General features: G+C 43.1%; 22 protein-coding genes. 20 read left to right on the top strand and 2 right to left on the bottom strand.

Translation table 11 applies throughout. The annotated features are described in order from the left end of the window. Positions 1-86: 86 nt before the first annotated feature. Positions 87-1,649: a methyl-accepting chemotaxis protein gene (locus KDW99_RS15710; RefSeq protein ID WP_255826043.1), complete on the top strand. Its 1,563-nt coding sequence runs from the start codon at positions 87-89 to the stop codon at positions 1,647-1,649. Between the two features lie 97 nt (positions 1,650-1,746). Here KDW99_RS15710 and bioA read toward each other — a convergent pair whose 3' ends face one another. Together bioA and KDW99_RS15700 are read right to left on the bottom strand one after the other, a co-directional pair. Next, on the bottom strand, positions 1,747-3,033 hold the full coding sequence (gene bioA, locus KDW99_RS15705; RefSeq protein WP_255826042.1) for an adenosylmethionine--8-amino-7-oxononanoate transaminase: 1,287 nt from the start codon (positions 3,031-3,033) through the stop codon (positions 1,747-1,749). Positions 3,034-3,109: 76 nt separating this feature from the next. Continuing rightward, complete coding sequence (locus tag KDW99_RS15700; RefSeq protein ID WP_255826041.1) at positions 3,110-3,856, bottom strand: ComF family protein; 747 nt, start codon at positions 3,854-3,856, stop codon at positions 3,110-3,112. Positions 3,857-3,895: 39 nt separating this feature from the next. Between KDW99_RS15700 and bioB the strand changes: the two genes are divergently transcribed. The 19 genes from bioB to KDW99_RS15605 all read left to right on the top strand — a co-directional run bounded on the left by bioB (position 3,896) and on the right by KDW99_RS15605 (position 25,174). After that, complete coding sequence (gene bioB / locus KDW99_RS15695; RefSeq protein WP_255826040.1) at positions 3,896-4,993, top strand: biotin synthase BioB; 1,098 nt, start codon at positions 3,896-3,898, stop codon at positions 4,991-4,993. Next, the gene (gene bioF, locus KDW99_RS15690) at positions 4,977-6,188 is read left to right on the top strand and encodes an 8-amino-7-oxononanoate synthase (RefSeq protein WP_255826039.1); all 1,212 of its coding nucleotides are present in this window, start codon (positions 4,977-4,979) and stop codon (positions 6,186-6,188) included. Before bioB ends, bioF begins: the two co-directional genes overlap by 17 nt. A 12-nt stretch (positions 6,189-6,200) precedes the next feature. Next, positions 6,201-7,004 (top strand): alpha/beta fold hydrolase, encoded by an 804-nt coding sequence (locus KDW99_RS15685; protein ID WP_255826038.1) that lies wholly within the window; start codon positions 6,201-6,203, stop codon positions 7,002-7,004. Beyond that, entirely contained in the window at positions 6,988-7,806 is an 819-nt protein-coding gene (gene bioC, locus KDW99_RS15680; RefSeq protein ID WP_255826037.1) for a malonyl-ACP O-methyltransferase BioC, read from the top strand. The genes KDW99_RS15685 and bioC overlap by 17 nt, the downstream gene beginning before the upstream one ends. Before the next feature lie 3 nt (positions 7,807-7,809). Beyond that, positions 7,810-8,487, top strand: coding sequence for a dethiobiotin synthase (bioD, locus tag KDW99_RS15675; protein WP_255826036.1), 678 nt, complete (start codon positions 7,810-7,812; stop codon positions 8,485-8,487). 251 nt (positions 8,488-8,738) lie between these two features. Further along, positions 8,739-9,209: a helix-turn-helix domain-containing protein gene (locus KDW99_RS15670; RefSeq protein ID WP_255826035.1), complete on the top strand. Its 471-nt coding sequence runs from the start codon at positions 8,739-8,741 to the stop codon at positions 9,207-9,209. Beyond that, positions 9,209-10,363, top strand: a complete 1,155-nt coding sequence (locus KDW99_RS15665; RefSeq protein ID WP_255826034.1) for a sensor histidine kinase — start codon at positions 9,209-9,211, stop codon at positions 10,361-10,363. Before KDW99_RS15670 ends, KDW99_RS15665 begins: the two co-directional genes overlap by 1 nt. A gap of 1 nt (position 10,364) precedes the next feature. Next, a complete protein-coding gene (locus KDW99_RS15660) occupies positions 10,365-11,711 on the top strand; it encodes a sigma-54-dependent transcriptional regulator (protein WP_255826033.1) in 1,347 nt (448 codons plus the stop codon). An 89-nt stretch (positions 11,712-11,800) separates the two neighbouring features. After that, positions 11,801-12,163 carry a flagellar hook-basal body complex protein FliE gene (gene fliE, locus KDW99_RS15655; protein ID WP_255826032.1) on the top strand — a complete coding sequence of 121 codons (363 nt, stop codon included), beginning with the start codon at positions 11,801-11,803 and terminating at the stop codon, positions 12,161-12,163. 27 nt (positions 12,164-12,190) lie between these two features. Then, complete coding sequence (gene fliF, locus KDW99_RS15650) at positions 12,191-13,867, top strand: flagellar basal-body MS-ring/collar protein FliF (protein WP_255826031.1); 1,677 nt, start codon at positions 12,191-12,193, stop codon at positions 13,865-13,867. After that, positions 13,864-14,877, top strand: a complete 1,014-nt coding sequence (fliG, locus tag KDW99_RS15645) for a flagellar motor switch protein FliG (RefSeq protein WP_255826030.1) — start codon at positions 13,864-13,866, stop codon at positions 14,875-14,877. The genes fliF and fliG overlap by 4 nt, the downstream gene beginning before the upstream one ends. Before the next feature lie 7 nt (positions 14,878-14,884). Then, a complete protein-coding gene (locus tag KDW99_RS15640) occupies positions 14,885-15,691 on the top strand; it encodes a FliH/SctL family protein (RefSeq protein ID WP_255826029.1) in 807 nt (268 codons plus the stop codon). Positions 15,692-15,696: 5 nt separating this feature from the next. After that, positions 15,697-17,028 carry a flagellar protein export ATPase FliI gene (gene fliI / locus KDW99_RS15635; protein WP_255826028.1) on the top strand — a complete coding sequence of 444 codons (1,332 nt, stop codon included), beginning with the start codon at positions 15,697-15,699 and terminating at the stop codon, positions 17,026-17,028. A 53-nt stretch (positions 17,029-17,081) separates the two neighbouring features. Then, complete coding sequence (gene fliJ, locus KDW99_RS15630; RefSeq protein ID WP_255826027.1) at positions 17,082-17,516, top strand: flagellar export protein FliJ; 435 nt, start codon at positions 17,082-17,084, stop codon at positions 17,514-17,516. Positions 17,517-17,567: 51 nt separating this feature from the next. Further along, positions 17,568-19,460 carry a hypothetical protein gene (locus KDW99_RS15625; RefSeq protein WP_255826026.1) on the top strand — a complete coding sequence of 631 codons (1,893 nt, stop codon included), beginning with the start codon at positions 17,568-17,570 and terminating at the stop codon, positions 19,458-19,460. 2 nt (positions 19,461-19,462) lie between these two features. Continuing rightward, positions 19,463-21,361, top strand: coding sequence for a hypothetical protein (locus tag KDW99_RS15620; RefSeq protein WP_255826025.1), 1,899 nt, complete (start codon positions 19,463-19,465; stop codon positions 21,359-21,361). A 31-nt stretch (positions 21,362-21,392) separates the two neighbouring features. After that, positions 21,393-21,695: an STAS domain-containing protein gene (locus tag KDW99_RS15615; protein WP_255826024.1), complete on the top strand. Its 303-nt coding sequence runs from the start codon at positions 21,393-21,395 to the stop codon at positions 21,693-21,695. Between the two features lie 6 nt (positions 21,696-21,701). Beyond that, entirely contained in the window at positions 21,702-23,411 is a 1,710-nt protein-coding gene (locus tag KDW99_RS15610) for a fused response regulator/phosphatase (RefSeq protein WP_255826023.1), read from the top strand. A gap of 53 nt (positions 23,412-23,464) precedes the next feature. Next, the gene (locus KDW99_RS15605; protein WP_255826022.1) at positions 23,465-25,174 is read left to right on the top strand and encodes a flagellar hook-length control protein FliK; all 1,710 of its coding nucleotides are present in this window, start codon (positions 23,465-23,467) and stop codon (positions 25,172-25,174) included. The last annotated feature ends 54 nt before the right edge of the window (positions 25,175-25,228 follow it).

Raw genomic sequence — 25,228 nt, 5'->3', positions numbered from 1 at the left:
TACTGATGTATTTTGTTTTCTATTTCAATTAGTAACAATCTAAAAGACATGATAAAAATAACTAATATAAAAATCGAGAGTTGTTTATGCGAAAAATGCCAGTGACAAATAAAGAAAATGATTTCCCTGAAAACTATGTTTTAGTTTCCAGTACGGATGTGAAAGGACGCATTACATTTGTAAATGATGTTTTTTGTGAAGTAGCTGGTTACCAGCGTGAAGCTTTAATTGGTGCACCTCATAACCTTATTCGTCACCCAGATGTGCCGTCTGCTGTTTTTGCCGATATGTGGGCTAATCTTAAGCAAGGTAAAAGCTGGATGGGGTTGGTGAAAAATCGATGTGAAAATGGCGATCACTACTGGGTGAGTGCTCATGTCAGCCCGTTGTTGGACGGCAGCAAGGTCATTGGTTATGAGTCAGTGCGTCGCAAAGCAACAAAAGATGAAATTCAGCATGCCCAGTCTATTTATGACCGTATTAATGCAGGTAAAGCTTTATTGCCAACAACGACAAAAGTATCTGCACATCTTAGTAATGCTTCTTGGCCAATAATGTCGTGTTTTATTTTATTAGCCGTTATCGGTCTGCTATCTAATGTGTTGGCTTTACAAATAGCGGCGCCTATTTTGGCTTTATTGGGCATGTGGTTGACATATTATCAGGCTCAGTCATTGAGTTCAGTGGTTTCTGGTTTGTCGTCAGAGGCACATAATCCAATAGGTCAGTATTTATATTGTAAAACCGTTGGCATTAAGGCTGCGATTAAGTTTGCTAAAATACATCAAGAGGCCGCAGGTAATACCTTCCGCTACCGTCTAAAAGAAGGTGCTCAGCAGCTTCGTCAAAGAGCGTCGGATGCTAAGGAAAGTGTCACAGCGAACTTGGCTAACTTTAATAAGCAGCGCAACACTTTTCAGGAAGTGGTTGCTGCTAGTTCTCAGTTATTGGGTAGTGTTACCCATGTTGCGGAACATGTTCATGTGGCGGTTGAAGCGACAGAGTCGGTTGGTGGCTTGTCTCGTGAGAGTCGTTTGTTGGCTCAGCAAACGGGTGAGACTATGCGTCAGGTTTATCAGGATATTTCTGAGGCTAAAAAAGTTGTCGCTATATTGGCAGAGCGCAGTGATAGTATTAACGAGGTGGTGAATTCTATTAGTGATATTGCAGAGCAAACTAACTTGCTTGCCTTGAATGCAGCGATTGAATCTGCTCGTGCGGGCGAGGCGGGACGAGGTTTTGCTGTGGTTGCGGATGAGGTTCGCGCACTGGCAATACGTACTCAGAATGCAACGCAAAACATCAATAGTATGACGGAAGAATTGAAGAAAAATACCCTAGATGTGACAAATACCATAGATAAAGGGACTGCTGTGGCGCAAGAGGGTGTTGATAGTGTGAATAAGGTTGCTCAAAAAATGAGCGATATAGAATCCGCTATAAAACAGGTTGTTGAAATGACAGCGCAAATTAATGTTTCTTCTGAAGAGCAGGCAGGTGTGGCGAGAGATCTAAATGATAAGATGCACGATGTGGATCAATTGAGCGTTCATAGTATTGAGCGAGCAGAAAACATTGTCATCAATATAAGTCATATTGAAGAAGAAGCCTATGAGCAGGGAAACCTTGCTGAGCGAATGAAGCAGTAAAAAATAATGCGATTTTGAGAGTTGGATGTGATTTTAAAGGCCTTTGATAGTTATTTATCAAAAGCCTTTTTTGTATGAGCCATTTATTTATTTTGGTTTAGTGAGGGAGTTCGCTAGCGACGTGATAAATGGCTTTACCAAGAAAATTAATTTGCTCTTTACTGATTACGTAAGGTGGCATTAAGTAAATGAGCTTGCCGAAAGGTCGTATCCATACGCCTAGCTCAACGAATTTTGGCTGTATTTCGTGTAAGTTGACCGGATTTTTTAACTCGACAACGCCAATGCCACCCAGGCAGCGGATTTCTTTTACTTGTTCAAGTTGTTCACATGGCCCTAGGGCTTCTTTCATCCAGGTTTCTAGTTGAGTGATTTTTTTTGGAATATTATATTCGCTTAATAGAGTGAGGCTCGCATTGGCTGCGGAGCAGGCAAGAGGGTTTCCCATGAAGGTTGGCCCGTGCATGAATACGCCGCCATTGTCGCTGATTCCCAATGCAACTTTGTCATTGGTTAGTGTGGCTGCCAGTGTCATGTAGCCGCCTGTTAATGCTTTGCCTACGCACATGATATCTGGACAGATGTTGGTGTGATCTGTGGCGAACAACCTGCCCGTTCGACCAAAACCTGTAGCGATTTCATCGAAAATTAACAATATGTCGAACTCATCGCAGAGTACGCGAATCTGATTCAAATACTCTGGATTATAAAAGCGCATTCCGCCAGCATTTTGCACAACGGGCTCGATAATAAAACCTGCTATACGTTCATGGTTTTCATCAAACATGTTACGAATTTCGTTTAGATATTCGATTTTGATTGGTTCGTTCAAGCCAGTTGGTGGTGGTGATATGAAGAATTGTTTTGTTAGCGCGTCAGTGAATAAATTGTGCATGCCGTTTTCTGGGTCACATACTGACATAGCTGCGAATGTGTCGCCGTGGTAACCGCTTTTTGGTGTGACGAAAAACTGTTTGTCAGGTTTTCCTTGGGTGTTCCAGTATTGGATTGCCATTTTTAGAGCGACTTCAACGGATACCGAGCCAGAATCAGAAAAGAAAACACGTTGTAACTCAGTAGGAGTGATAGCGATCAATTTTTGAGCGAGTTCAATGGCTGGTTTGTGGGTTAGGCCGCCAAACATGACATGAGAGAATTGCGATAGTTGCTCTTGAATTGCGGTATTAATGGTTGGGTGATTGTAGCCATGAATAACGCTCCACCAAGAAGACATGCCATCGATGAGAGTGCGTCCGTCGCTGAGGGTGATGTTACAGCCTGATGCTTTTTCGACAAGGAAATGCGGGCTGGGATTGCTCATTGATGTGTATGGATGCCACAGAAGTTGTTTGTCTAAATCTAGGTATTCTTGATCTGTTTTCATAACGTCACCATTGCTTTGTTGAGGGCATAGTAAACAAAGGTGTCTTCTGTGGCTAGGCTGATATCTTTTTCTATTATTAATTTTCTTTGTCCGGCGTTCGGGCGATAACCCAAACATCCACTCGTTCTGCCCCTGCTTTTAATAACAGTTTGGTGCAATTTTCTATAGTGCTTCCTGTGGTCATGACATCGTCAAAAATCGCGACATGTTTGGCGATAGTGCCATCAAGTTGATAGCTGCTTTGGGGGCTTTTGAGTCGTTCTTTTCGGCTTAATGAGTGTTGAGCTAGCGTGTTTTTAATTTTTTTGAGAGGATTTTTTTTAGGAACAGTAGGGGGGTTTTTATCCAGACGTTCTTTGAGATCTTTGGTGAGTTGGGTGGTCATGGCTTTTGTTTGACAAAATCCGCGTTCCTTAATTCTGCTTGGGTGGCTAGGTACATAGAGTAATTGCTCTGGCCAGTGATCAGTTGAATAGGACTCAATGAGGTGCTCGCTCAATAGGTGAGTGAGTGGTCGTATGTAATGAATGCCTTGATTGAATTTAATGCTGTGAATGAGTGTTTTAATAATGCCTTCGAATCGATAAGGAGCGACGCATATGTGATAAGCGGGTCGGCTGGTTTGGCAGTTTCCGCATAAAATATCTGCACTGTGGGTTGGGCGTTTGCAGTGCTGGCAATGGTTTAGATTGGCTGGAAGGCCTTCATTGCAGGAATTGCAGAGCGTGCTTTGTGCTTTTGCATTGCAGATATAGCACTGGTTTAAAAATATACTCTTGTAAACCTGCGTTATTTTTGTGGTTGACAGTTTTTTCCAGTCCATTAGTATTACTCCATTATTTTTTTCTGGATCGAGGATACTATGTCTTTAAGTGCGTCTACAAATGCGTCTGTAGCGAATATATCGTCTGCTAATACCTTGAGCGCACCGCGCTTTGACTGGACTCATGCGGAAATAAAAGCCCTGTTTGATTTGCCTTTTATGGATTTGATGTTTCGTGCTCAGACAGTCCATAGAGAGAACTTTGCACCAAATGAAGTGCAAGTAAGTACGCTTTTATCGATCAAAACTGGTGCTTGCCCAGAAGACTGTAAATACTGCCCACAGAGTGGTCATTACAATACAGAGCTAGAAAAAGAAAAATTAATGGAAGTTCAGAAGGTGCTGGAAGAAGCGGCCTTGGCAAAAGAAAAAGGCGCTAGCCGTTTTTGCATGGGCGCAGCGTGGAAGCATCCTTCCGAGAAAGATTTTCCCTACGTTCTAGAAATGATCAAAGGTGTTAAGTCGTTAGGGTTAGAGTCTTGTGTCACGCTTGGGACGCTAAACGATGAGCAAGCGCAGCGATTGTCTGATGTTGGGCTGGATTATTACAACCACAACCTAGACACCTCTGCGGAGTTTTACGACAGCATCATTACGACTCGAACTTATCAGGATCGTTTAGATACGCTTTCTCGCGTGCGTGACTCCGGTATTAAACTTTGCTGTGGTGGCATTATGGGTATGGGGGAAGAGCAAAAAGACCGCGTAGGTTTGCTGCGTCAATTGTCTCTAATGACGCCTCACCCAGAAAGTGTGCCGATTAATATGTTGGTGAAAGTAGAGGGGACACCGCTAGAAAACGTTGAGGACCTGGATACTTTTGAATTTATTCGCACTATTGCTGTGGCGCGTATCTTAATGCCTAAGTCTCATGTTCGTTTATCTGCTGGCCGCCAAGGCATGAATGAGCAAACGCAAGCCTTGTGTTTCATGGCGGGCGCTAACTCTATTTTCTATGGTGAAAAACTGCTGACTACGGGTAACCCTGAAGCCGATAAAGACATGGCGTTGTTTGCTAATTTGGGTATTAACCCTGAAAAACGTGAAGAGCATTCAGATGAGGCTGTGGCTGAAGCCATTGCAGCGCAGGCGGTTAAACAAGAAGAGTCTAAGTTGTTTTATGAAGCCAGCGTCTAAAACGCCGGATTGGGTATTGGCGGCGCTTGAAGAGCGCCACCAACAGAACTTAATGCGCCACACAATTACATTGGAAAGCCCGCAAGTTCCACATACTCAAATAGCTTCGCAAGATTACACCGCGTTTTGCTCGAACGATTACCTGGGGTTGGCTAATCATCCCTCGCTGATCAAAGCGATGAATGATACGGCTGACACCTATGGGGTGGGTGGTGGCTCGTCTCATTTGGTGTGTGGGCATTTAGCCCCCCATCAAGCGCTTGAAGAAGCCTTAGCTGACTGGCTAGGCTACGAGCGAGTGATGCTATTTAGTACAGGTTATATGGCGAACCTTGGTGTGATTTCTGCACTTGCAGATAAAAAACGCCCTGTTGTGCAGGATAAACTGAATCATGCCTCTTTGATTGATGGTGCTCTGTTAGCACAAGCGCCTTTACGCCGTTATTTGCATGGCGATGTAGTGAGTGCTCAGAAATTGCTTACTAAGTCTTCGGCGGCAGGGTTGTTGATTACCGATGGTGTTTTCAGTATGGATGGAGATATTGCCCCCTTGGCTGAGTTGTCCCAATTGGCTAATCAGCATGATTGGATGTTCATGGTCGATGATGCTCATGGATTGGGATGTCTGGGTGAGAATGGCAGGGGCTGCTTGTCTTTGGAAGGGCTAGATTCTGCGAGCTTGCCTATCTTAGTGGGTACATTTGGTAAGGCATTTGGCACCGCGGGTGCTTTTGTTGCGACCTCCCATGACTATGCAGATTATCTTACGCAGTTTGCACGTCCTTATGTTTATACCACTGCAATGTCACCGGCCGTTGCTGGCGCCACTTTGGCTTCGTTGCAGCTTATTCAGTCGGTAGAAGGTCAGGAAAGGCGTGAAAAATTGGCTCGACATATTAGCTACTTCCGTCAAAGGGTGCAGTCATTGCCTGTTGAGCTAATGCCCTCAAATACCGCGATCCAGCCGATTGTGATTGGTGATAGCAAGACTGCGATTGCCATTAGCGAGCAATTAAAAACGCTTGGAATCTGGTGTACTGCGATTCGCCCACCTACTGTACCGGTAGGCAGCGCTCGTTTAAGAATTACCTTAAGTGCCGCCCACTCTGATGAAGATTTAATGTTATTATGCGACTCACTCGAAAAAGTTTTAACAGCAGAACTTTTAAGCGCAAAACGTTTAAATCCAATGTAATAGAGGGGCAGCATGCGAGCACGTATTGAAACAGAAGCTTTTGGGAACTTGTCTAATCAAGCGATTTTTATGGTCTCTGGTTGGGCGATGCCAAAAGAAGTGATGCGTTCTTTTGCTTTGCGCCTTAGTCAGCGTTTTTATGTTGTGATGGCGAACTTACCTAGCGTCTCTCTTGATGAGCAATGGATCTCTCGCTCCCGTATTGGGCCTAATTACGATATTGCAGCCTTGTCAGAACAGCTTATTGAAGTTGCACCAAAAGAAGCTTGGTGGATTGGTTGGTCGTTGGGTGGCATGGTGTCGGCTTACGTGGCGGCTCGTCGCTCTAGTTGTGTGCTTGGCTTGATTACCTTGTCATCTTCACCAAGTTTTATTAAACGTGAAGACTGGGAGGAAGCAATGTCTGTTGAAGATTTTGATGCCTTTGCTAACTTGGTTGAGCAGTCGCCAGAAGAGGGGCTTAAGCGCTTTGTCATGTTACAGACTAAGGGCACGGGCAATGAACGAGCTTTGGCTAAACAGTTACAAGCTTTTTTACCAGTCAAAACCTTGAGTCGTCCGGCTCTGATTGGTGGGTTAAGATTGCTTCGTTCTCTGGATGTGCGTCGCGAATGGTCGCTTTTGGATCTTCCTAATTTACATATATTGGGCGGCAAGGATGCGTTGGTTTCTAGTAAATCATTAGAGCAACAAACTGATGTAAATCCTTTGCAGCAATGTGTTGTACTGTCAAATTGTGCGCATCAGCCTTTTTTTGAAGATGAAGAGGCTTGTGTGCGCCATATAGAAAACTTTATCGATGCTAATAACTCCTGATATATCCGCGCTTAGCTATAAACGACAGCTTGCTAAGCGCTTTGATCGAGCTTCTCGAACCTATGATTCTTATGCTAACTTCCAGAAAATTGTCTTAGATCGTTTGTTGGCGATGCTGCCTTTAGATCAGGCTGATGTCGTACTAGATCTTGGGACGGGAACAGGGCAAGCATTAGGGGCTTTATCTGAACAACTCAATACCACTTGTAACATTGCGCTTGATTTGTCTCCGCAGATGCTAGCGGTGGCATGTGAGCGTTATTCTTTTTTGCCCAATACCTATTATGTTTGCGCCGATGCTGAAAGATTGCCTCTTCGGGATAAGCAGTGTGATTTGGTTTTCTCAAGCCTTGCAATTCAGTGGTGTCTTAATCCTTTAGATTTATTTAAAGAGCTTTATCGTGTCACCAAGCCAGGTGGTTATGTGGTTTTCTCGACCCTATCGCAAGGTTCTATGCCAGAGATTAGCCAAGCTTGGCTTGACCTAGATAATGAACAACATGTGCATGAGTATATGGCACCAGAGACACTTTGGGGTTGTATTAGAGAGTCTGGCTTGAACCTTTCTTCCTCTTTGTTATCTGATATCCCTATGTGGTTCGATACGCCAGAAAGCGCTATTTATTCATTGAAAAAAGTAGGGGCGAGTCTGATTGCCTCTGATGGCGAAAAGCCAATGTCACCAAGTAAGTGGAAAGCCTTCTTACATGAGTATGAAAAGCAGCGGAATGAGTTGGGTATTCCGTTAAGCTATCAGGTTTCATTTGTTGTGGCTCAACGACCTTTCAGTATTCAGGAGTAATGGGTGAAAAAACGTTTTTTTGTAACAGGTATTGATACCGATGCCGGTAAAACCTATGTCACTGTGGGGTTATTGAATGCTGCCAAACGCGCAGGATTGAGGTCAATTGGACTTAAACCGATTGCGGCGGGAGCAGATCGCATTGATGGTAACTTACGCAATGATGATGCTTTACTTATTCAGCAGGCAAGCAGTGTTAAATTAGCTTATGAGCAAGTGAATCCGGTTGTTTTAGAAGAAGCAATTGCACCTCATATTGCCGCGATGAAAGAGGAGCGTTTGGTAACGATTTCTCGGTTAGAAGGGTTTATAAAAGGGACATTACTTACTCCCCATGATATTGCGTTAGTGGAAGGGGCTGGTGGTTGGCGAGTACCTCTGAATGACAGGGAGCTTTTATCTGGGTTGGCGAAATCACTAGGCTTTCCAGTTATTATGGTTGTTAACATGAAGCTAGGTTGTTTAAATCATGCGATATTAACGGCTGAAGCGATTGCTCGCGATGGCTTGACGGTTGCTGGTTGGGTTGCCAATACTGGTGTTGAAGTTATGCCCTGTTATGAAGAAAATCTTGCAAGCCTTGCTAGTATGCTGTCTGCACCATTGCTAGGCGTGTTGCCTTGGTGTGAAAACGAGGTTGATTCGCAGCAAGTTTTTGATGAGTTGTTGCTAGCACTATAGGAGACCTTTGCACAACTGCTGTGCTTGCCAATACTTTGTTAAAAATAGACTCGAAATGCTTATTTATAGCCCATAAACTCCGCTTTCTCGTCTATTTTTGCCTCGTCTTAGCTTCGCTTGCGACTTTGTGCAAAGGTCTCCATGAGTTTTATGCGATGAAAAACAATGTAAATGCTTGAAAGTAGGCGGTAACTACGCATTATAATAGAGTCCAGATAAGAGCTGCTTATTTTTAAGGTTGAGGTGATGGTGTGAAAGCTTGGTTATGCGGTCTAGATGACGAAGAAATTTCGAGTGTTTCCAGCATTTTGACCTTTATTGGTATTGAGCATGGCACATCGTTGACGGCCTTTCCTATGCCTGATTTTGTGGTGCTTGGTCGGTCTGTAAGATCCTTTGAATTGGACGAGATGATTCCTGTTATCTCGCTTTGCGAGTCAATGGATGTGGTGGGAGATTATAATGTTTGGTTTTGCCCTCTCCCTTGGCGCTCTCAAATGCTCTCATCTGTGTTGAAAGAAATTAAGCAATTACACTCTTTTCCTCAGGCTTCTGGTGTGAATCTCAATTTACATGTTCGCCATCTAGAGGCTCTTCTTATTCGTCAAGCTTTGGTATCTACTCAAGGAGTCGTGTCTAAAGCGGCACAAAACCTACAAATACAACGTACTACGCTTATTGAAAAAATGCGTCGCTATAATATTGATAAATCGGAGTTTTAGTGACAAAAGATGAAGAAATAGCGGAGCTAAAAACCGCGTTTAAAGCGTTTTCCGAATCTTCTGATGTATTGGCAAAGTCCTATGTGGATCTTCAGCAAGAAGTGGTTCGATTATATGAGCAACTAGAAAAATCTGAACAGGATAAGCGCCAAGAGCAGGACAAAAATCGTGTCTTGGTTTTACAGTTTCAGCAGCTTTTTGAATCTATGCCTGTTGGTGTTTTATTATTAAATGAAGAAGGTGTGGTTGTAATGGCTAACCCTGTTGCAGATCGCTTATTTAATTTGCCATTAGTTGGCCAGTCGTGGGGAGCAATCGTCCCGTTGAGCTTTCGTCCGCAAGAGGATGATGGCCATGATGTTAGTATGGTTAGTGGTCGTCGCGTACGAGTAGAGACAGCTTCTCTTGGGAATGTGCCTGGGCAGTTGGTTATTCTTGTGGATTTGACGGAAGCGTATTTGCTACAGAAAAAGCTGAATCATCATGAGCGGTTGTCTAATATGGGGAAAATGGTTGCTGCGTTAGCTCATCAAATTAGAACGCCTCTATCATCCGCGACACTGTATGCAGGCCATTTGCAAAAACCAGATTTGGCACCCGTTATGCGCCAAACGTTTGCAAATAAGCTGGTGGATCGACTGGCTAATATTGAAAAGCAAATTCGGGATATGTTGATTTTTTCTCGTAGCGAAATAAAGCTGGATGAAACGGTGAGCGTTGTGGCTTTTCTCAAGGAGTTAACGGCTCATAGTGAAGAGATTTGCAGTCAAAAAAATATGCAACTTGAAGCGTCAGGTCCCTCTTTTTTAACGACAGATTGTATTCAATGTAACAAAGAAACATTATTAGGAGCTTTATTAAACCTTTTGAATAATGCAGTGGATGCACAATCAGAAGGTGAGACGGTCCAGCTTAATTGGCGCAATAATGATGGCTATGTGACACTGACCGTTAAAGATCGTGGCGTGGGTATGTCTAAAGCACATTTAGAGCATGTCCAAGAAGGCTTTGTAACAACAAAACAACATGGAACTGGGTTGGGTTTAATGGTTGTTAAGGCCATTGCAAGAGCTCATCACGGGCAATTTGAAATAGACAGTATAGAGGGGGCTGGTACGACTGCCAGTTTGACGCTTCCTCTTGTAAGGGTATGACATGTCTGAAGTTAAGTTATTAATTGTAGAAGACGACAAAGGGCTGGCTGAGGCGTTAGAAGATACGCTGATGTTAGCAAGTTACCAGTGCAAAATAGTATATAGCGCTGAAGAGGCTGTGGTCGCATTGAAACATAGCTTATTTGACATGGTGGTATCTGATGTGAATCTGCCTGGTATGGATGGCTATGGCTTATTGCACCATGTTATTGATACATATCCAGAACTGCCTATTATGCTGATGACGGCTTACGGTGATATTGCTCATGCCGTAGAAGCAATGCGTGATGGTGCTGTTGATTATTTATTGAAGCCTTTTCAAGAAGAAGAGCTTCTCAACGCCATAGCAAAATACACGATAAAAGAGGCACCATCTGCCAACCCTCAGCCTATCGCAAAAGACCCATCCAGTATTGCTTTATTGGAGCTGGCAAAACGTGTTGCTGTTACGGATTCAACCGTCTTAATTTGTGGTGAAAGTGGTACAGGTAAAGAAGTGCTTGCTCACTTTATTCATCAGAACTCCAGTCGACCTCATGCGCCTTTTGTTGCCATTAACTGTGCGGCGATTCCTGAAAATATGCTTGAAGCCATTCTTTTTGGCTATGAAAAAGGGGCTTACACTGGCGCCGTGTCTTCTCAGGCGGGTAAGTTCGAGCAGGCTAATGGTGGAACTTTGTTGCTTGATGAGATTACTGAAATGGATGTTGGCTTGCAGGCCAAACTGTTGAGGGTTCTGCAAGAACAAGAGGTGGAGCGTCTTGGTGGCAAAAAGTCCATTCCTTTGGATGTGCGAATTATAGCAACAACTAACCGCGATCTTGCTGACTATGTTCGCGATGGCGGCTTTAGGGAAGATTTGTATTATCGCCTGAATGTTTTTCCACTGCGTTGGTTGCCTATCCGTGAGAGAAAGGGTGATATTTTGCCTGTTGCACAGAGTTTGCTTGCAAAACACGCTGCAAAAATGCGGATTACTGGTGCAGTGTTAAAACCATCTGCGCAAAGTAAATTGGAATCGCACCCTTGGCCAGGTAATGTCCGTGAACTTGATAATGTTATTCAGCGAGCTTTGATTCTAAGTCCAAATGCGCAGATTAACGAGGATCATATCGCGTTTGATATGATGAGTTTGGCGCCTGTCGTTGTTGAAACCGTCGCTGATGAAGACAGTGCAGCTTCAATATTAGGTAAGGGGGTTCAGCAGCATGAATTTCGTATCATTGCGCAAGCATTGGTCGATGCAAACGGCAAACGTAAAGTTGTTGCAGATAAATTGGGTATCAGTCCTAGAACTTTACGCTATAAAATCGCTAAAATGCGAGAAAGTGGCATAGACGTTGATTGATTTTTGTATCTTGTTTTAATTAGCTTTATGCTAAGCTGTGTATTAGCGATATTTCGAATCGTACAAATGTGATTTTTTAGGTGAATAACATGATTTCTGGTCGACCAGACATTAATCAGGTGTTGTCCCAAATGAGGGACATGCGGTCGCAGGTTCAGGCGCCCAGCTCTCCTGTGTCTAATGTTGCCAAGGTGGGTGGTGAAAATGAAGGGGCCCAGGCTGTAGAGCGTGCTGATTTTGCAGAAATGTTGAAAAACGCAGTTAATAATGTAAATGCTTTGCAGAAGGAATCTACACAATTAGCCCAATCTTATGAACGCGGTGACGAAGGGGTGGATTTGCCTCAAGTTATGATTGGTCTACAAAAATCGAGTGTGTCATTCGAAGCAATGACTCAGGTGCGTAATAAACTTGTAGACGCGTATGAAAAAATCATGAATATGCCTATTTAGGCATAATAAACCGCTTGGCGCTTTTTAATGGATAATGTCCCTGCAGAACAATCGGAGCAAAAGCTCTATCTCGAGTTAGTTACCGGCTTTAATAAGCTGACGGTAATTCGTCAGCTTGCGTTAATGGTCGGTTTGGCGGCATCCATCGCAATTGGTTTGTCGGCTGTGTTATGGACGAATGGTCCCGATTATAAGCCTGTATTAAGCAGTATTACGGATTACAACGCGGATCAAATAGTCGAAATCCTCAGTGTTAATAATATCCCTTTTAAATTAGATGAAAATACAGGTGCCTTACTTGTCGAATCCGATTTTTATCATCAAGCTCGTCTTAAATTAGCTGGCTCTGGCATTGTTTCCGACAATATTGTTGGTATGGAGATAATGGATCAAGAGCAAGGTCTTGGCACCTCTCAATTTGTTGAAACGACTCGCTATAGAAGGGGGCTTGAGGGTGAGCTGAGCCGAACTATTACTAGTCTGCAAAGTATTAAAAGCGCAAGGGTGCACTTGGCTATACCAAAAGAGTCTGTTTTTGTTCGTGATACGCGAAAGCCTTCTGCCTCTGTTTTTTTGGAGCTTTACCCAGGGAGACGTCTTGATAAGAGTCAGGTAGAGGCGATTGTTAATTTAGTCGCTTCTAGTATATCTCAGTTGAGTGATAAAGATGTCACCGTGGTTGATCAGCGTGGTACTTTGCTTACAGAAAAAGACTCAGACTCAGAGTTGTCAGTCGCAGGTAAACAGTTTGACTACGCTCGTAAAGTTGAAGATGTATTGCTACAGCGAGTGAATAATATTCTCGGGCCTGTTATTGGGCAGGGGCGATTTAAAGCGGAAGTCTCCGCAGATGTAGATTTTACCGCCGTTGAAAAAACCAATGAACAATACAACCCTGATTTGTTGGCTTTGCGCAGTGAGCAGACTTTACGAGAGAATAAAGGTGCAGGTGCGAATACGAGTGGTATTCCTGGCGCCTTGACAAACCAACCTCCTGGGGCTGTAACTATTCCAGAGGCAGTAGATGAAAACGGAGCTCCTATTGGTGGAAATACTGCGGCTAATAATGGTCAATCACGGGAAGAAACAACCCGTAATTTTGAACTTGATCGAAGCATTAGTTATACCAAGCGTCAACAAGGTATGGTGCGGCGCTTGTCTGTTGCTGTCGTTGTTGATGATTTAGTCAGCCTTAATCCAGACACGTCCGCAATTGTGCGTACTCCTTGGAGTGATGATGAGTTGGGGCGTTTAACTCTATTGGTTCGTGATGCTGTTGGCTACGATCCAACTCGCGGAGACAGTGTGAGTGTGATTAATTCACCGTTTGCTTTGCCTGAACCTGAAGAGCCTGTTATTGAATTGCCATTTTATCAGCAGACGTGGTTCTTGAATTTAATACAGCCAACATTGGTTGGTTTATTTGTTCTTATTCTGTTGCTGGTGGTGGTTCGTCCAATTTTGAAAACCCTTAGTGATCAGAATAAAATTGCGGTTACAGAAGACACTGAAGCTGCAATATTTTCTGATGAAACGGATGAGATCTCAGATGATCAAGTGTCTCTTGTAAGTGCTGAAGATATATTGGTGCCTGGTTCACCTGAAAAAATTGACCGTCAATTAAATGCGATTCGCGGTTTGATTGCAGAAGAGCCAGAGCGTGTTGCTCAAGTCGTTAAACAGTGGGTAATGGAGAGTAAATGAGTGATGCAGGCCAAGGTGCAGAATTAAGTTCCGTTCAAAAAGCTGCCGTCCTTTTGATGTCGCTTGGTGAGTCTGATGCCGCGCAAATACTGAAACATATGGGCCCGAAAGAGGTTCAAAAAATTGGTCAGACAATGGCACAATTGGCTAACATTCAGCGTCATCAAGTAGAAAAAGTATTAGATGATTTCTTGGTGTTAGTTGGCGACCAAACAGGGTTAGGTCTTGGTGCAGATGGTTACATTCGGAACATGTTAAGAGAAGCGCTTGGTGAAGAAAAAGCGGGTAGCTTAATTGACCGCATCTTGCTTGGTGGCAATACGACAGGGCTTGATACGCTTAAGTGGATGGAGTCTCGTGCTGTTGCTGATGTTATTCGTTACGAGCATCCTCAAATTCAAGCCATTGTTATATCTTACTTAGACCCTGACCAGGCGGCAGACATTCTAGCTAACTTTGATGAGCGGGTACGTTTAGATATTGTGTTGCGTGTTGCCGCACTAGAAACAGTTCAACCTGCCGCTTTACAAGAGTTGAATAATATTCTTGAACGTCAGTTTTCTGGTAATAATTCCACACAATCAACGACTATTGGCGGTATTCGTACGGCTGCCAATATTATGAACTTTATCGACAGCTCGGTGGAGTCGGAGTTGATGGAGTCTATTCGTGATGTAGATGAAGATTTGGCGAATACTATCCAAGATTTGATGTTTGTCTTTGACAACCTTATGGAGGTAGACGATCGTGGTATTCAAGTTATTTTGCGTGAAGTCGAGTCTGAAACCTTGATTCTTGCTCTGAAAGGCGCTGACCCAGATATGCAAGAAAAAGTCTTCAAGAATATGTCATCTCGTGCTGCAGACATGTTGAAAGATGATTTGGAGGCGAAAGGTCCAGTCCGTGTAAGTGAAGTAGAAGTCGCGCAAAAAGAAATTCTGGCCGTTGCCAGACGTCTTGCTGATAACGGAGAGATTGTTCTCGGTGGCGGCGGTGAGCAGATGGTTTAACTAGAGTATGTCCGATCAAAAGCAGGAAAAAGAAGAAGGGAAGCTAACGGCTTATGAGCGCTGGGAACTGCCTCATTTAGAAAACAATAAGCCAAAAACGAATTCGGGCCCTGCGATTCTCGTACAGAAAAATGACGCTATAACAACGGAAGAAGTAGATGAAGACTCTTTAATTTATGAGCCGCTAACGGCTTCGCAATTAGAAGAGATTCGCTCTGCAGCCTATGATGAAGGCTTTATTCAAGGTGAAGAGGAAGGCCACAAAAAAGGTCATTCTGACGGCTTTGCTAAAGGTGAAGTGGATGGTTTTGAAAAAGGCCACGAAGAAGGCCGAGCTATCGGCTTTGAAGAAGGCCTGGCTCAGGCAAGAGCGGAAGCACAGGCTCATTTAGAGATAATTGAGACTTTATTGGCGAATGTTGTAAAAGAAATGACATCGCCTTTAGAGGAGAGTCGTGTTGCGGCAGAAAATATTCTGTATCAATCAATGACCAGAATGATTGAAAATGTTTGTCTTTCGAAAATGACTGAAGATGGACATCAAGTATTAAAAGAACAGCTCACTCGAGTATTTGATGAAATTGGCGAATACGAGGGAAGAGTTAGACTGCGGCTTAATCCTGCTGATGTGGTTATTTTGGACGAACTTGGCGTCAAAGATCGTTTAACCATACAGTTGGAAGAAGATGATTCGCTTATTAATGGTGGTTTTGTGATTGATTCAAAATCGTTTCATATAGATGGGCGGGTAGAGCAGCGACTAGAAACCGTATGTAATGAGCTCCGTCAACTCTCCCTTCCTGAGCAGGTTTAACGCTCGTGTCCACTCTTGTAGAACGCCTAAATAAGCTAAGTCATGTTTCCTCTACTTCGTTACCGCCTCAAATTGAAGGCAAGGTGACTCGTATGGTTGGTTTGACCATGGAGGCGGTTGGTTGTGTCGTGGCTCTTGGTGATCGTTGCTCTGTTCAAGTTAGAAAGGATCGCTGGGTAGAATCTGAAGTGGTGGGCTTTACTGGTGATTTAACTTATCTCATGCCGACCGAGGCGATTGAGGGAATTTCTCCAGGGGCGCGTGTTCGTCCGCTACTGGGTGACAGTAAGATGCCAGTTGGTGATGAGTTGCTTGGTCGTGTAGTAAATGGTTTGGGGAAACCTTTAGATGGAAAAGGGCCTATTAAAACCAATGACTCGGTGACTTTGCACGGAAATGTAATTAACCCTCTACAACGAAAGCCCATTAGCGAGCCTTTAGATGTTGGTATTAAGGCAATAAACAGTTTGCTGACTGTTGGTAAAGGTCAGCGTCTAGGTCTTTTTGCAGGCAGTGGTGTGGGTAAGAGTATGTTGCTCGGTATGATGACAAAATATACTGAAGCGGATATTACCATTGTTGGCTTGATCGGTGAGCGTGGTCGAGAAGTAAAAGAATTTATTGATCAAATATTGGGCGAGGAAGGTCTTTCTCGTTCTGTCGTCGTCGCGTCCCCTGCTGATGATTCTGCGTTGATGCGTTTGCGTGCTGCTATGTTGGCAACGCGTATCGCTGAGTATTATCGGGATCAGGGGAAAAACGTATTATTGTTGATGGACTCTCTGACGCGATACGCTCAAGCTCAGCGGGAAATTGCATTGTCTGTTGGAGAGCCGCCGGCGACAAAAGGCTACCCGCCATCGGTGTTTTCTAAGCTTCCTCAGTTGGTAGAGCGGGCTGGCAATGGTTGTGATGGCAGTGGCTCGGTAACGGCTTTCTATACTGTATTGACGGAAGGGGATGATCAGCAGGACCCTATTGCGGATGCGTCGCGAGCGATTCTTGATGGTCATATTGTGTTGTCTCGGCGTTTGGCTGAGGAAGGTCATTATCCTGCTATTGATATTGAAGCATCCATCTCCCGAGCTATGCCGCATATAGTCAGTGAAGATCATTTGTATGGAGCAATGCGAGTGAAGCAGCTCTACTCTAAGTTCCAACAAAATCAAGATCTTATTTCTGTTGGAGCTTACGCAAGGGGCAGTGACCCAGACTTGGATCAAGCTATTATACAAATGCCAGAAATTCGCAACTTTCTTCAGCAGTCGCTGGGTGAAAGCTTTAGTATTGATCAGAGTTTACAGGCCCTTGTTACTGCAATGACGAAGGAGCAGTAGACGATTGCGGGTAAAAGCGTCTATTATTTAGCTAGTTTCTGAATGGGCTTTGCATGAAAAAATCACATCGAATGCAGATATTAGTCGATCTTGCTAAACGCAAAGAAGATACGGCCGCACAGCAGTTGGCTCGTGACAAAGCCAAAGTGCAGTACGATGAGCAAAAGCTGAACGAGCTGCGAGAGTATGCAGGGCAATATGAGTCAGAGCGTAATTTGCTTGGATTAAGTGCTTATTTAACAACGAATTATCAGCACTTTGTGAATCGAGTTCAGCAAGCGATTATTCAGCAAGAGGCTGCGGTGGGGCGATCTGAGCAGCAGGCAGACATGAGTATGCGACGCTGGTTGCAAGCTCGTTCGAAAACCAAAAGCATGGATTGGCTAAAAGAAAAAAACCACAAAGCAGAATTGGTCGTTGAAGCTAAGCAAGAGCAACGTCAAAGCGATGAGTTCGCCATGCGCCGTTTTTTAGACAATATGCGATAGTTTTTTATGGGCTTTTTTGTATAGCAAACAGGCTTGTTGTTAGGATCAAGTATGGCGAGATTGGATAACGGACTAATTGATTTGTCTCTGCCTATTTCTAATATAGAAGTGGCTTTGCATGATTACGTCTATCATCCTCGTCGTGGATTAGAAAAGCTTAAGTCGGCTTTATTGTCACTGCAAGAAACCTCTCTATCAAATATAACTAATCGTCTCTATTATCTACGTTTGAGCTCTTTTACAGCGGCAGTTGATGAGCTTTTACTATCCGGTTCTCCTTATTTTAGTCACTACCGTTCTGCGCTTTTATCTTCAGCTGATGCACTTTGTCAAGTCGCCATGGCAGGTCAGTTTTCTAATGATCGTTCGCAACAGTTAGATAAGCTTTTGTCTGTGGATCGCTCCTGTTGGGCCCTTGTTATTTCCATTGCTAATGAAAAAGACAGTTCGTTAGTGTATCGAAATTACGAAGCGCGACTGGACTCCACTCAATCTAATGTGTTGAGAGTGGACGATTATTTAGAGGCTTTTTCGAGTGCTGGGCGAGTATCTTTTCAGTTAGATTCGGTGAAAGGTTCTCGTATAAATGGTCGTTTTATATTAATAAGTGTGCAGTCTTTATCTTGGCTGAAACGACGCTTTCCTTCACTTCAATGGCAAATGCTTTCTATTAATGAAAAAGAACCATTGCGCGTCTTGTGTGAATTGAGCTTTTTGCCTCTTTTTCAAAATGTCACCATGTCTCGTGATTCTCGATACCGCCTGTTAGCTTTATTTGAAGATAGGTTTAAAACACTATTTTATCAGGTCTTTAGTTCCCTTTTTCCATTAAGTCTTAACCATGTAGATCAGGTTGGGCGGCTAGTGCCAAGTGTTAATAATGTGACCACTTTTGAGCAAGACGAGCAGTTAGCGTATTTCCCTGTTCGCCACGGGGGCTACGTTTATATCTCTGGTCGAACATTAGAAGCAAGCACTGAAACTTCATATGTAAAGTGTTTGGGTCGTGATTACTTATCGTATTTTTTATATGAAATTGATACTTCGTTTGGGCGCTTTGTTTTTGATCAACAAGAATGTCTTGGTCGATATGAGGTTGAAAGTGGGGATCTTTTTGTTGAGAGGGAGTCCTTTTGGTTTGAGCCTAAAGCAGGTGTGAGGGCGGAAGTTGTGTTAAATATGCCTTTGCTTTCTCCGCAATATACTGTGTGTTGTCCGTTGTTAGAGACTATCAATCAAGTGTTGGTTGTTAAGCAGGGGGAGCTGTATTTTGCATTACCTTATTTGTTTGTTCGTGAGGTGGAGGCTGTTTGCTCTGTTGTTTCTGCTCGCGGTGCTTGGGTGAAGAATATTTGGTTAACTCAAGCCGGAGCGCCTTTGTTAGAGCCTTGGTTATTAGGCAAAAATGAGATTTTCCAATTCTGTATATGGCCAGAAAAAAATAAATCTACACATCCTTCTAGGAATGGTTATTATTTTGGAAAGGTATATGGCAGGATGTTTTGGATAGAAGCGGATTTGATATTGGCATTGTTGCCTTATAAAGCCCCTTTTTCTGTGGGGCGCATGGAAGATGATGAGCTTCGTTCAATGCCTTTTTTTATTCATGATGGACGATGTTTTGATAGGGTAATGTCTGAAGGGCTTCTTTCTGAAGAGTCTAGTTCTTCAGTTGATAAAATGTCTTTTTCAGTCATTCTTGAGTGGATGTCTGAGGCTGTTGTCTTGCCTTTTGCTTCATGTGAGTGGTCTGCCACTTTGAATGCGAGTCACTGTGTTCGAGAGTTCTCTTTGCCTTCTGACATAATGATGAATGGTGACGAGAATATGAAAAGCCAACTTGCTGATACGCAAGAGGGTGATTTTGTAATTAATAAGAAAAATTATTTATCCTTTGTTGCTGGCTTTTGGCCGACATCATCTTTGCTTGAAAGTGATTATTGACTATGAATACACCACATTCACCGTTTGGGGCTCCAAGAAAAGAGCTGATCAATAGCTTACAAAAAGGCGTTGTTGCATTGCTGTTTGTATTGCTGCTGGCTTTTGTTGGCATGTATATGTTGATGAGCACTAATTTGGAAAAACAAAACGCTCACCAAGAAAAGCTTAGTGGGCTTATTGGTTTGGTACACAGTGCAGAAGAGCATTGGTTGCAGTGGCTGTTGGTTGGTGATCGGGTGATTTTCAGCTCTGACAATAATGTTGATGAGCCGTCTGCTAGCTATTTTCATCGGATGTTGGTGGATGAGTATCGCTTGATCAGTAGTCATCTTACTGAGTTTGAATTGACATCTGATGTAGATATTTCTGATTCATTGGCTTTGTTAGATTCTTTGTCATTAAAAGAATTGGACTCAGTGCCCCTAACGGATGAAGAGCGCAGCGCCATTTACTTAACTTTTGAGCATTTAGAAGCGTTAGATGACGAGCTTTTGCAGATAAGAGTTGGTTTGGATTATGAGCGCCAACTTTTCGTTGAAAGGTTGATTTGGGTGCCAGTCTTTATCTTTTTAATGTTGTCCGCGATTCTAGTTATTCTAGCGGTTAGGTTTAGTCGTCAGCTGCGTTCTGGTTTTTCAAGTTTGCACTCTGTTCTTGATCATCGTAAGCATGGTCATGCTTCTGCGATTCAGTCTCGAAATATCATAGATGAGTTCACCGACTTGAGTCACTTAGTCGATAATGAGTTGGCGTCCCGAGATTTTGATCTGGACCAGCAAAGTGAGAATCTTGATTTGGTTGAAAAAGCGCTTGCTCAAGTGGCTGAGCCTTTCTTTGTAACAAATCGCCAAGGTGATATTGCATGGTTAAGTGCAGGGGCTGAACGACTATGGTTCAGGAATACCTCATTATTTGAGTCTTTATTTGGCATTGATTCAGGCTTGGATGACCCTATTGGTGAGCGCATTGCTGATTCTATTTTGTTTTCAGATCAAGATTTAAAATTGGATTTATCAGATGGCGTTCACTGGTTAAGTGTTCACCACTTTGCCTCCGAAGTGGAGGAGGATGTTGATAGCCTTCAATGTATTATTTCAATTCAAACGAAAGCAGAGATGGCAGAGTTTAATATTTTGCATCACAGTTTGAAGTTAATTGAGCAAGATGTTTGGAATGCTCCAATTCGTTTGTCAAGACAGGATTCACCTTACGCAGGCTTTGCTAAGTCATTAGAATCTATGCGTAGAAAGGTTGTGATGATTTTTGATGCGCTGAGTGCGTCCTCTATGCAAACACATTCGCTTGAAAAGATTACGAAACTACAACAAATAGCATCCCTAATTGACGAAAAAACGGATCACAATGAGCAATCGGCAAATGATATTGTTGTTGTAAATGAAGCCCCGTTTGAAGTATTTAATGTTGAATTAAATGACATGGCTTTGCTCTCTGAGCAGGTTAGGGATTCATTAATATTGGGTTATGAATTGGTGTTACAGCGCTTGGCTCTAGTCGAGAAGGATTTATCTTCAGATGTGTTTTTGTTGGGTGATGTTGATCGTTGCCTAAACGAAGTAAGGGCTGGGGTGTTAGCGAGCCTTGCGGCATCAGAAGGGGAAAGTGAAAAAGTTCGTCATCGCTTTGCTGTAGATATAGAGCATGATATCAGTAAAGTTCAAGAGCAGATTGAAGGCATGAAGTCCATGGCGGCCTCTACGCTTTCATTGCTTGAGTCTGATCGTAGTGTTGGTGTTGCTCGTTTGGATAGGGCAAGAGAGTCAATCAATGAGATGCTTGAGCGTATTCATGGCTTGATATCTAAAACGGCACCTAACATTTTAGATGACGACAGGGGCGATGTATTTATAAAAGAATCTAACGATGAGTTGGACGAGTTTTAAAAGCTTTCCACTCATACTCTAGGAGTAGGCTGTGGTTGAAAGCTTTTTCGATAAAAAAACAAAATGTCTAACTATTCTCGTAAAAGGACGTTTTGATTACAGCTGTCATAAAGCGTTTAAAGACGCGTTTTCTAGTGGTGAGAACGTTAAAAAGTATGAAGTGAATCTCACCGATGCTACTTATCTTGATAGTTCTGCCCTTGGGATGTTGTTGCTACTTAGAGATCACGCAGGCACAGAAAAAGCAGAGATTCATTTGGTTCATGTTAACAGTGCCATTATTGATATCCTTAAAATAGCTAATTTCCATCGACTTTTTGATATTACTGAGTAGTGTTATATGGAACAAGTCTTAACCATATTGATTGCAGATGATAATCCTTCCGATCGTATTTTGTTAAAAGCGATTCTCAGTCAATTTGGTCACAATGTAATTTCAGCTGTTGATGGTCAAGATGCAGTTGATAAGTTTGATCCTCATACTATTCAGCTAGTGTGTTTAGACATCAAGATGCCCCGTAAAGATGGTTGGGAGGCGGCGCTTGAAATCCAGCGCATAGCAGGGGATGTGTTTGTTCCTATTATTTTCCTTTCTGGTGTGACTGATCCGATTGCTTTATCAAATTGCTTGCGTATTGGTGGTATTGATTTCATTTCAAAGCCTTACAGTCCCGCTCTTATTACTGCGAAATTAAATGCCATAGTCAGACTGTTAGTGATGCAAAAAACGCTTGAAGAGCAACGTGATGCAATGAGTTTGTATAATGAAAAACTGCTTAATGAGCAAGAAGTCGCGAAAGTGGTTTATGAAAATATAACCAACTCTAACTGTCTGAAGGACTCTGCTCTTTCGACAATTCATTATGGCACGCACACCTTTAATGGTGATGTCATTTTGGCTGCTTATAAGCCGAACGGTGGTATGCATATACTGTTGGGAGACTTTACTGGACATGGACTTTCTGCCGCCATTGGTGCGTTACCTCTTGCTGATATCTTTTTTGACTGGACGAAAAAAGGCTTTTTGATGCGTCAAATTATCCCTGAGATAAACGCGCGTCTAAAAAGTATCTTACCGTCTAATATGTTTTGCAGTGCTGCGTTTATTGATATTAAAGTAAATAATAAAAGCATTGAGGTCTGGAATGGTGGGCTTCCTGATTTATTGTTTTTCCCTCAAAATACCGACAAACCAATACGATTCCCTTCTAAGAATTTACCTTTAGGGGTTCTGTCTCCTGATGCGTTTGAATGCCAAATTGATCCTATGTCTTTTGCCTCTGGTGATCGGTTGATGGCTTTTTCGGACGGTGTTTATGAAGCACAGGATTTATCTGGTCAGATGTTTTGTCATTCGGTTTTAAAGCCTCTTTATCAAGGCGAGGTTGATGCTGATAAGGCTGTTAGCTGGCTTGTTCAGCAGTTAGAAAGAGAAGGAGTTCTGGAAAACCCGCATGACGATATTTCTTGTCTTAGTGTTTGTTTGGATACCAATATAGGCATCGATTCATCAGAATACAGAGTATCAAGAGGTCATGATGAGGCGCCTGCGGACTTTTCTTTTGAGTATGTCTTAAACGCCGACTCACTTCGTAACACTGATCCTTTGCCCTATGTTTTACAGATATTGACTACCGTTCCAGGGTTGAGTCGTTTTTCTAGTCAGATATTCATGATTCTTTCTGAATTATATTCTAATGCACTTGAGCATGGTGTTTTGAACCTAAGCTCAGATAAAAAAAGTTCTAGTGATGGTTTCTCTCGTTATTATGAGGAACGTGAACGTAATCTTGCTAATTTGAAAGAGGGTTATGTCAAAATTTCCATTAAAGTGACATCTGATGGAAATAGTAGGGCGCTTATTTTATATGTCGAGGATAGTGGTTCTGGCTTTGATTTTCAGGATGTTAATTACGATATATCCAATACTGAGTTGCTTTACAACCGAGGTTTGGCGTTATTGGATCAGCTGTGTTCAAAGCTAGAGTTTTCCAAAGGTGGAAGCGCGGTGACGGCTCATTATCGATGGCAAGTAGGCTTGGATAGTTAGTTAGTGGTGTTGGCCTCTCTATTGCATGGTTTTCTTTATCGTTGGAGGAAATTATGCGCACAGATTCAAATTCAATATTGTCTTTACCTTCAGGTGTTCCACCTAAAAAACCTGTTTTTACTAAGTCTCCCTCTAGTAATGGCGCTGATTTTGCGAGTGATTTTAATAAAGCAAGAGAAGCAGTCAGCTCTAAAAAAGCATCAAATGCTGAGACTTCGTCGACTTCCTCTGCTGCATCTCCCTCAACTACAAGCAACAAGGTGGCAGATAAAAGCAGCACTTCTGTTAGTGCTAAAGAGAAAGGCTCAGTATCGAAATTAGAGTCTGCCGACAGTAGCTTAACTACTGAAAAAAGTAATACGGCAGTGAGCGATAGCGGCAACGCTTTGCAGCAAGAAGGCGAAGGCTTACCTGTTGAAGACTCATCTGTTGCTGTTGATGCGTCTGATGGTGAAGGTAAGGCTTCTTCAATTGCTCTATCAGCAGAATTAGATGGATCATCTGTCGAGCCTTCAAATCAGCTTAATTCGACTGATTCCCAAGAGATAGCTTTCCCCCGAGATGCTGTAAATATTCCTGTTTCATCACACAATACTTTGGCGAAAGGCTCTGGTGCTGTTGATGTACCTGCAGGTGAAGAGAGTGCAGAGGCTCTTTCGGGCGTTATACTTTCCGAAGGTGCTGCGCTTTCCGGTGGCGCTACTGTTTCTGGGGACGCTACAGTTGAAGGTGGTGTGGTTGGTTTGAGTTCTATCAAGCGTAGTGGCTCTAGTGATATTGTTGAAAATACTACACCATCGACTTTAGTTGCGTTATCTGACAAGGCTTCAGCGGATAGTATTGATCCTTTTACTGATGAAATAGCTGATGGAGAAGAAAGTGAGCTGTCTTGGGTCTTGTCTCAGATGGGGGGGGCAGGAATGAAGGGGGCGACAGCTGAACCAGGAGGCAATGTTGCACTTGATGCAGCAAAAACGACGGTTGCTGCTGGTGTGATCGCTGCTACCCTTGATAAGCAAGGGCGTTCCGAAGCATTGCCGTCTGCTTTGCTGGCAAGTGGTGAAACTTCATTATCAGGCGATGTGGATTTAGATTCCGCAGAATCTCTTTTGAGTGAAGATGGTATCTTAATTAATGAGCCGATTGAGTTGCGTAAAAAAGAACATGAAGCCATGCTTAGCCGAATGACGGCGCAAATTGATGGGGCTCTAGGTGATGATAGTTCATCTGGTGGTTTAAACAGTTCATTGCATAATAACGTTAATCGCCCTGCTGCCGCTGCGGCTCTTAATGCTTCAATGTCTAATCCTCAAGCCAATAACTTGGCAATGAGTTTGCCGCCTGGTCATCCAGGGTGGGCCAATGAGATGACTCAGAAGGTTGCTTGGATTGCCCGTGATGGTGGTCATACGGCGCATATTCGCTTAGACCCACCTGAATTAGGTAGTTTAACGGTTAAAGTCTCGGTCGACAGTGATTCTAATACACAAATAAGTTTTGTTGCTGCGACGCCACAAGCGAGAGACTTACTGGAAGGACAAATGGGGCGTCTGAGGGAAATGCTTGCTCAGCAAGGAATGGATTTAAGTCGAGCTGATGTTGATGTCTCGCAACAAGACACTTCAGGCGCACAGGATAGAGCTAATAATCGTAATGGGGGCTCGTCTCAAGGAGGTATTGCTGGTAATGATGATATTGATGAAGAGCCGATCCAGAGTAATTTATCGTATGTTTCAGCATCTGGTGTTGATTACTATGCTTAAACTTTTGAGAAATTGATGGTGCTATGTTTGATTCTTTGTAGAATAGAAGCTTGT

Origin of the sequence: Marinomonas rhizomae, from assembly GCF_024397855.1 — a bacterium.
Lineage (GTDB): Bacteria > Pseudomonadota > Gammaproteobacteria > Pseudomonadales > Marinomonadaceae > Marinomonas > Marinomonas rhizomae_A.
Note: the sequence above shows the minus strand (reverse complement) of the source record. Positions and strands in the feature narration are given on the sequence as shown.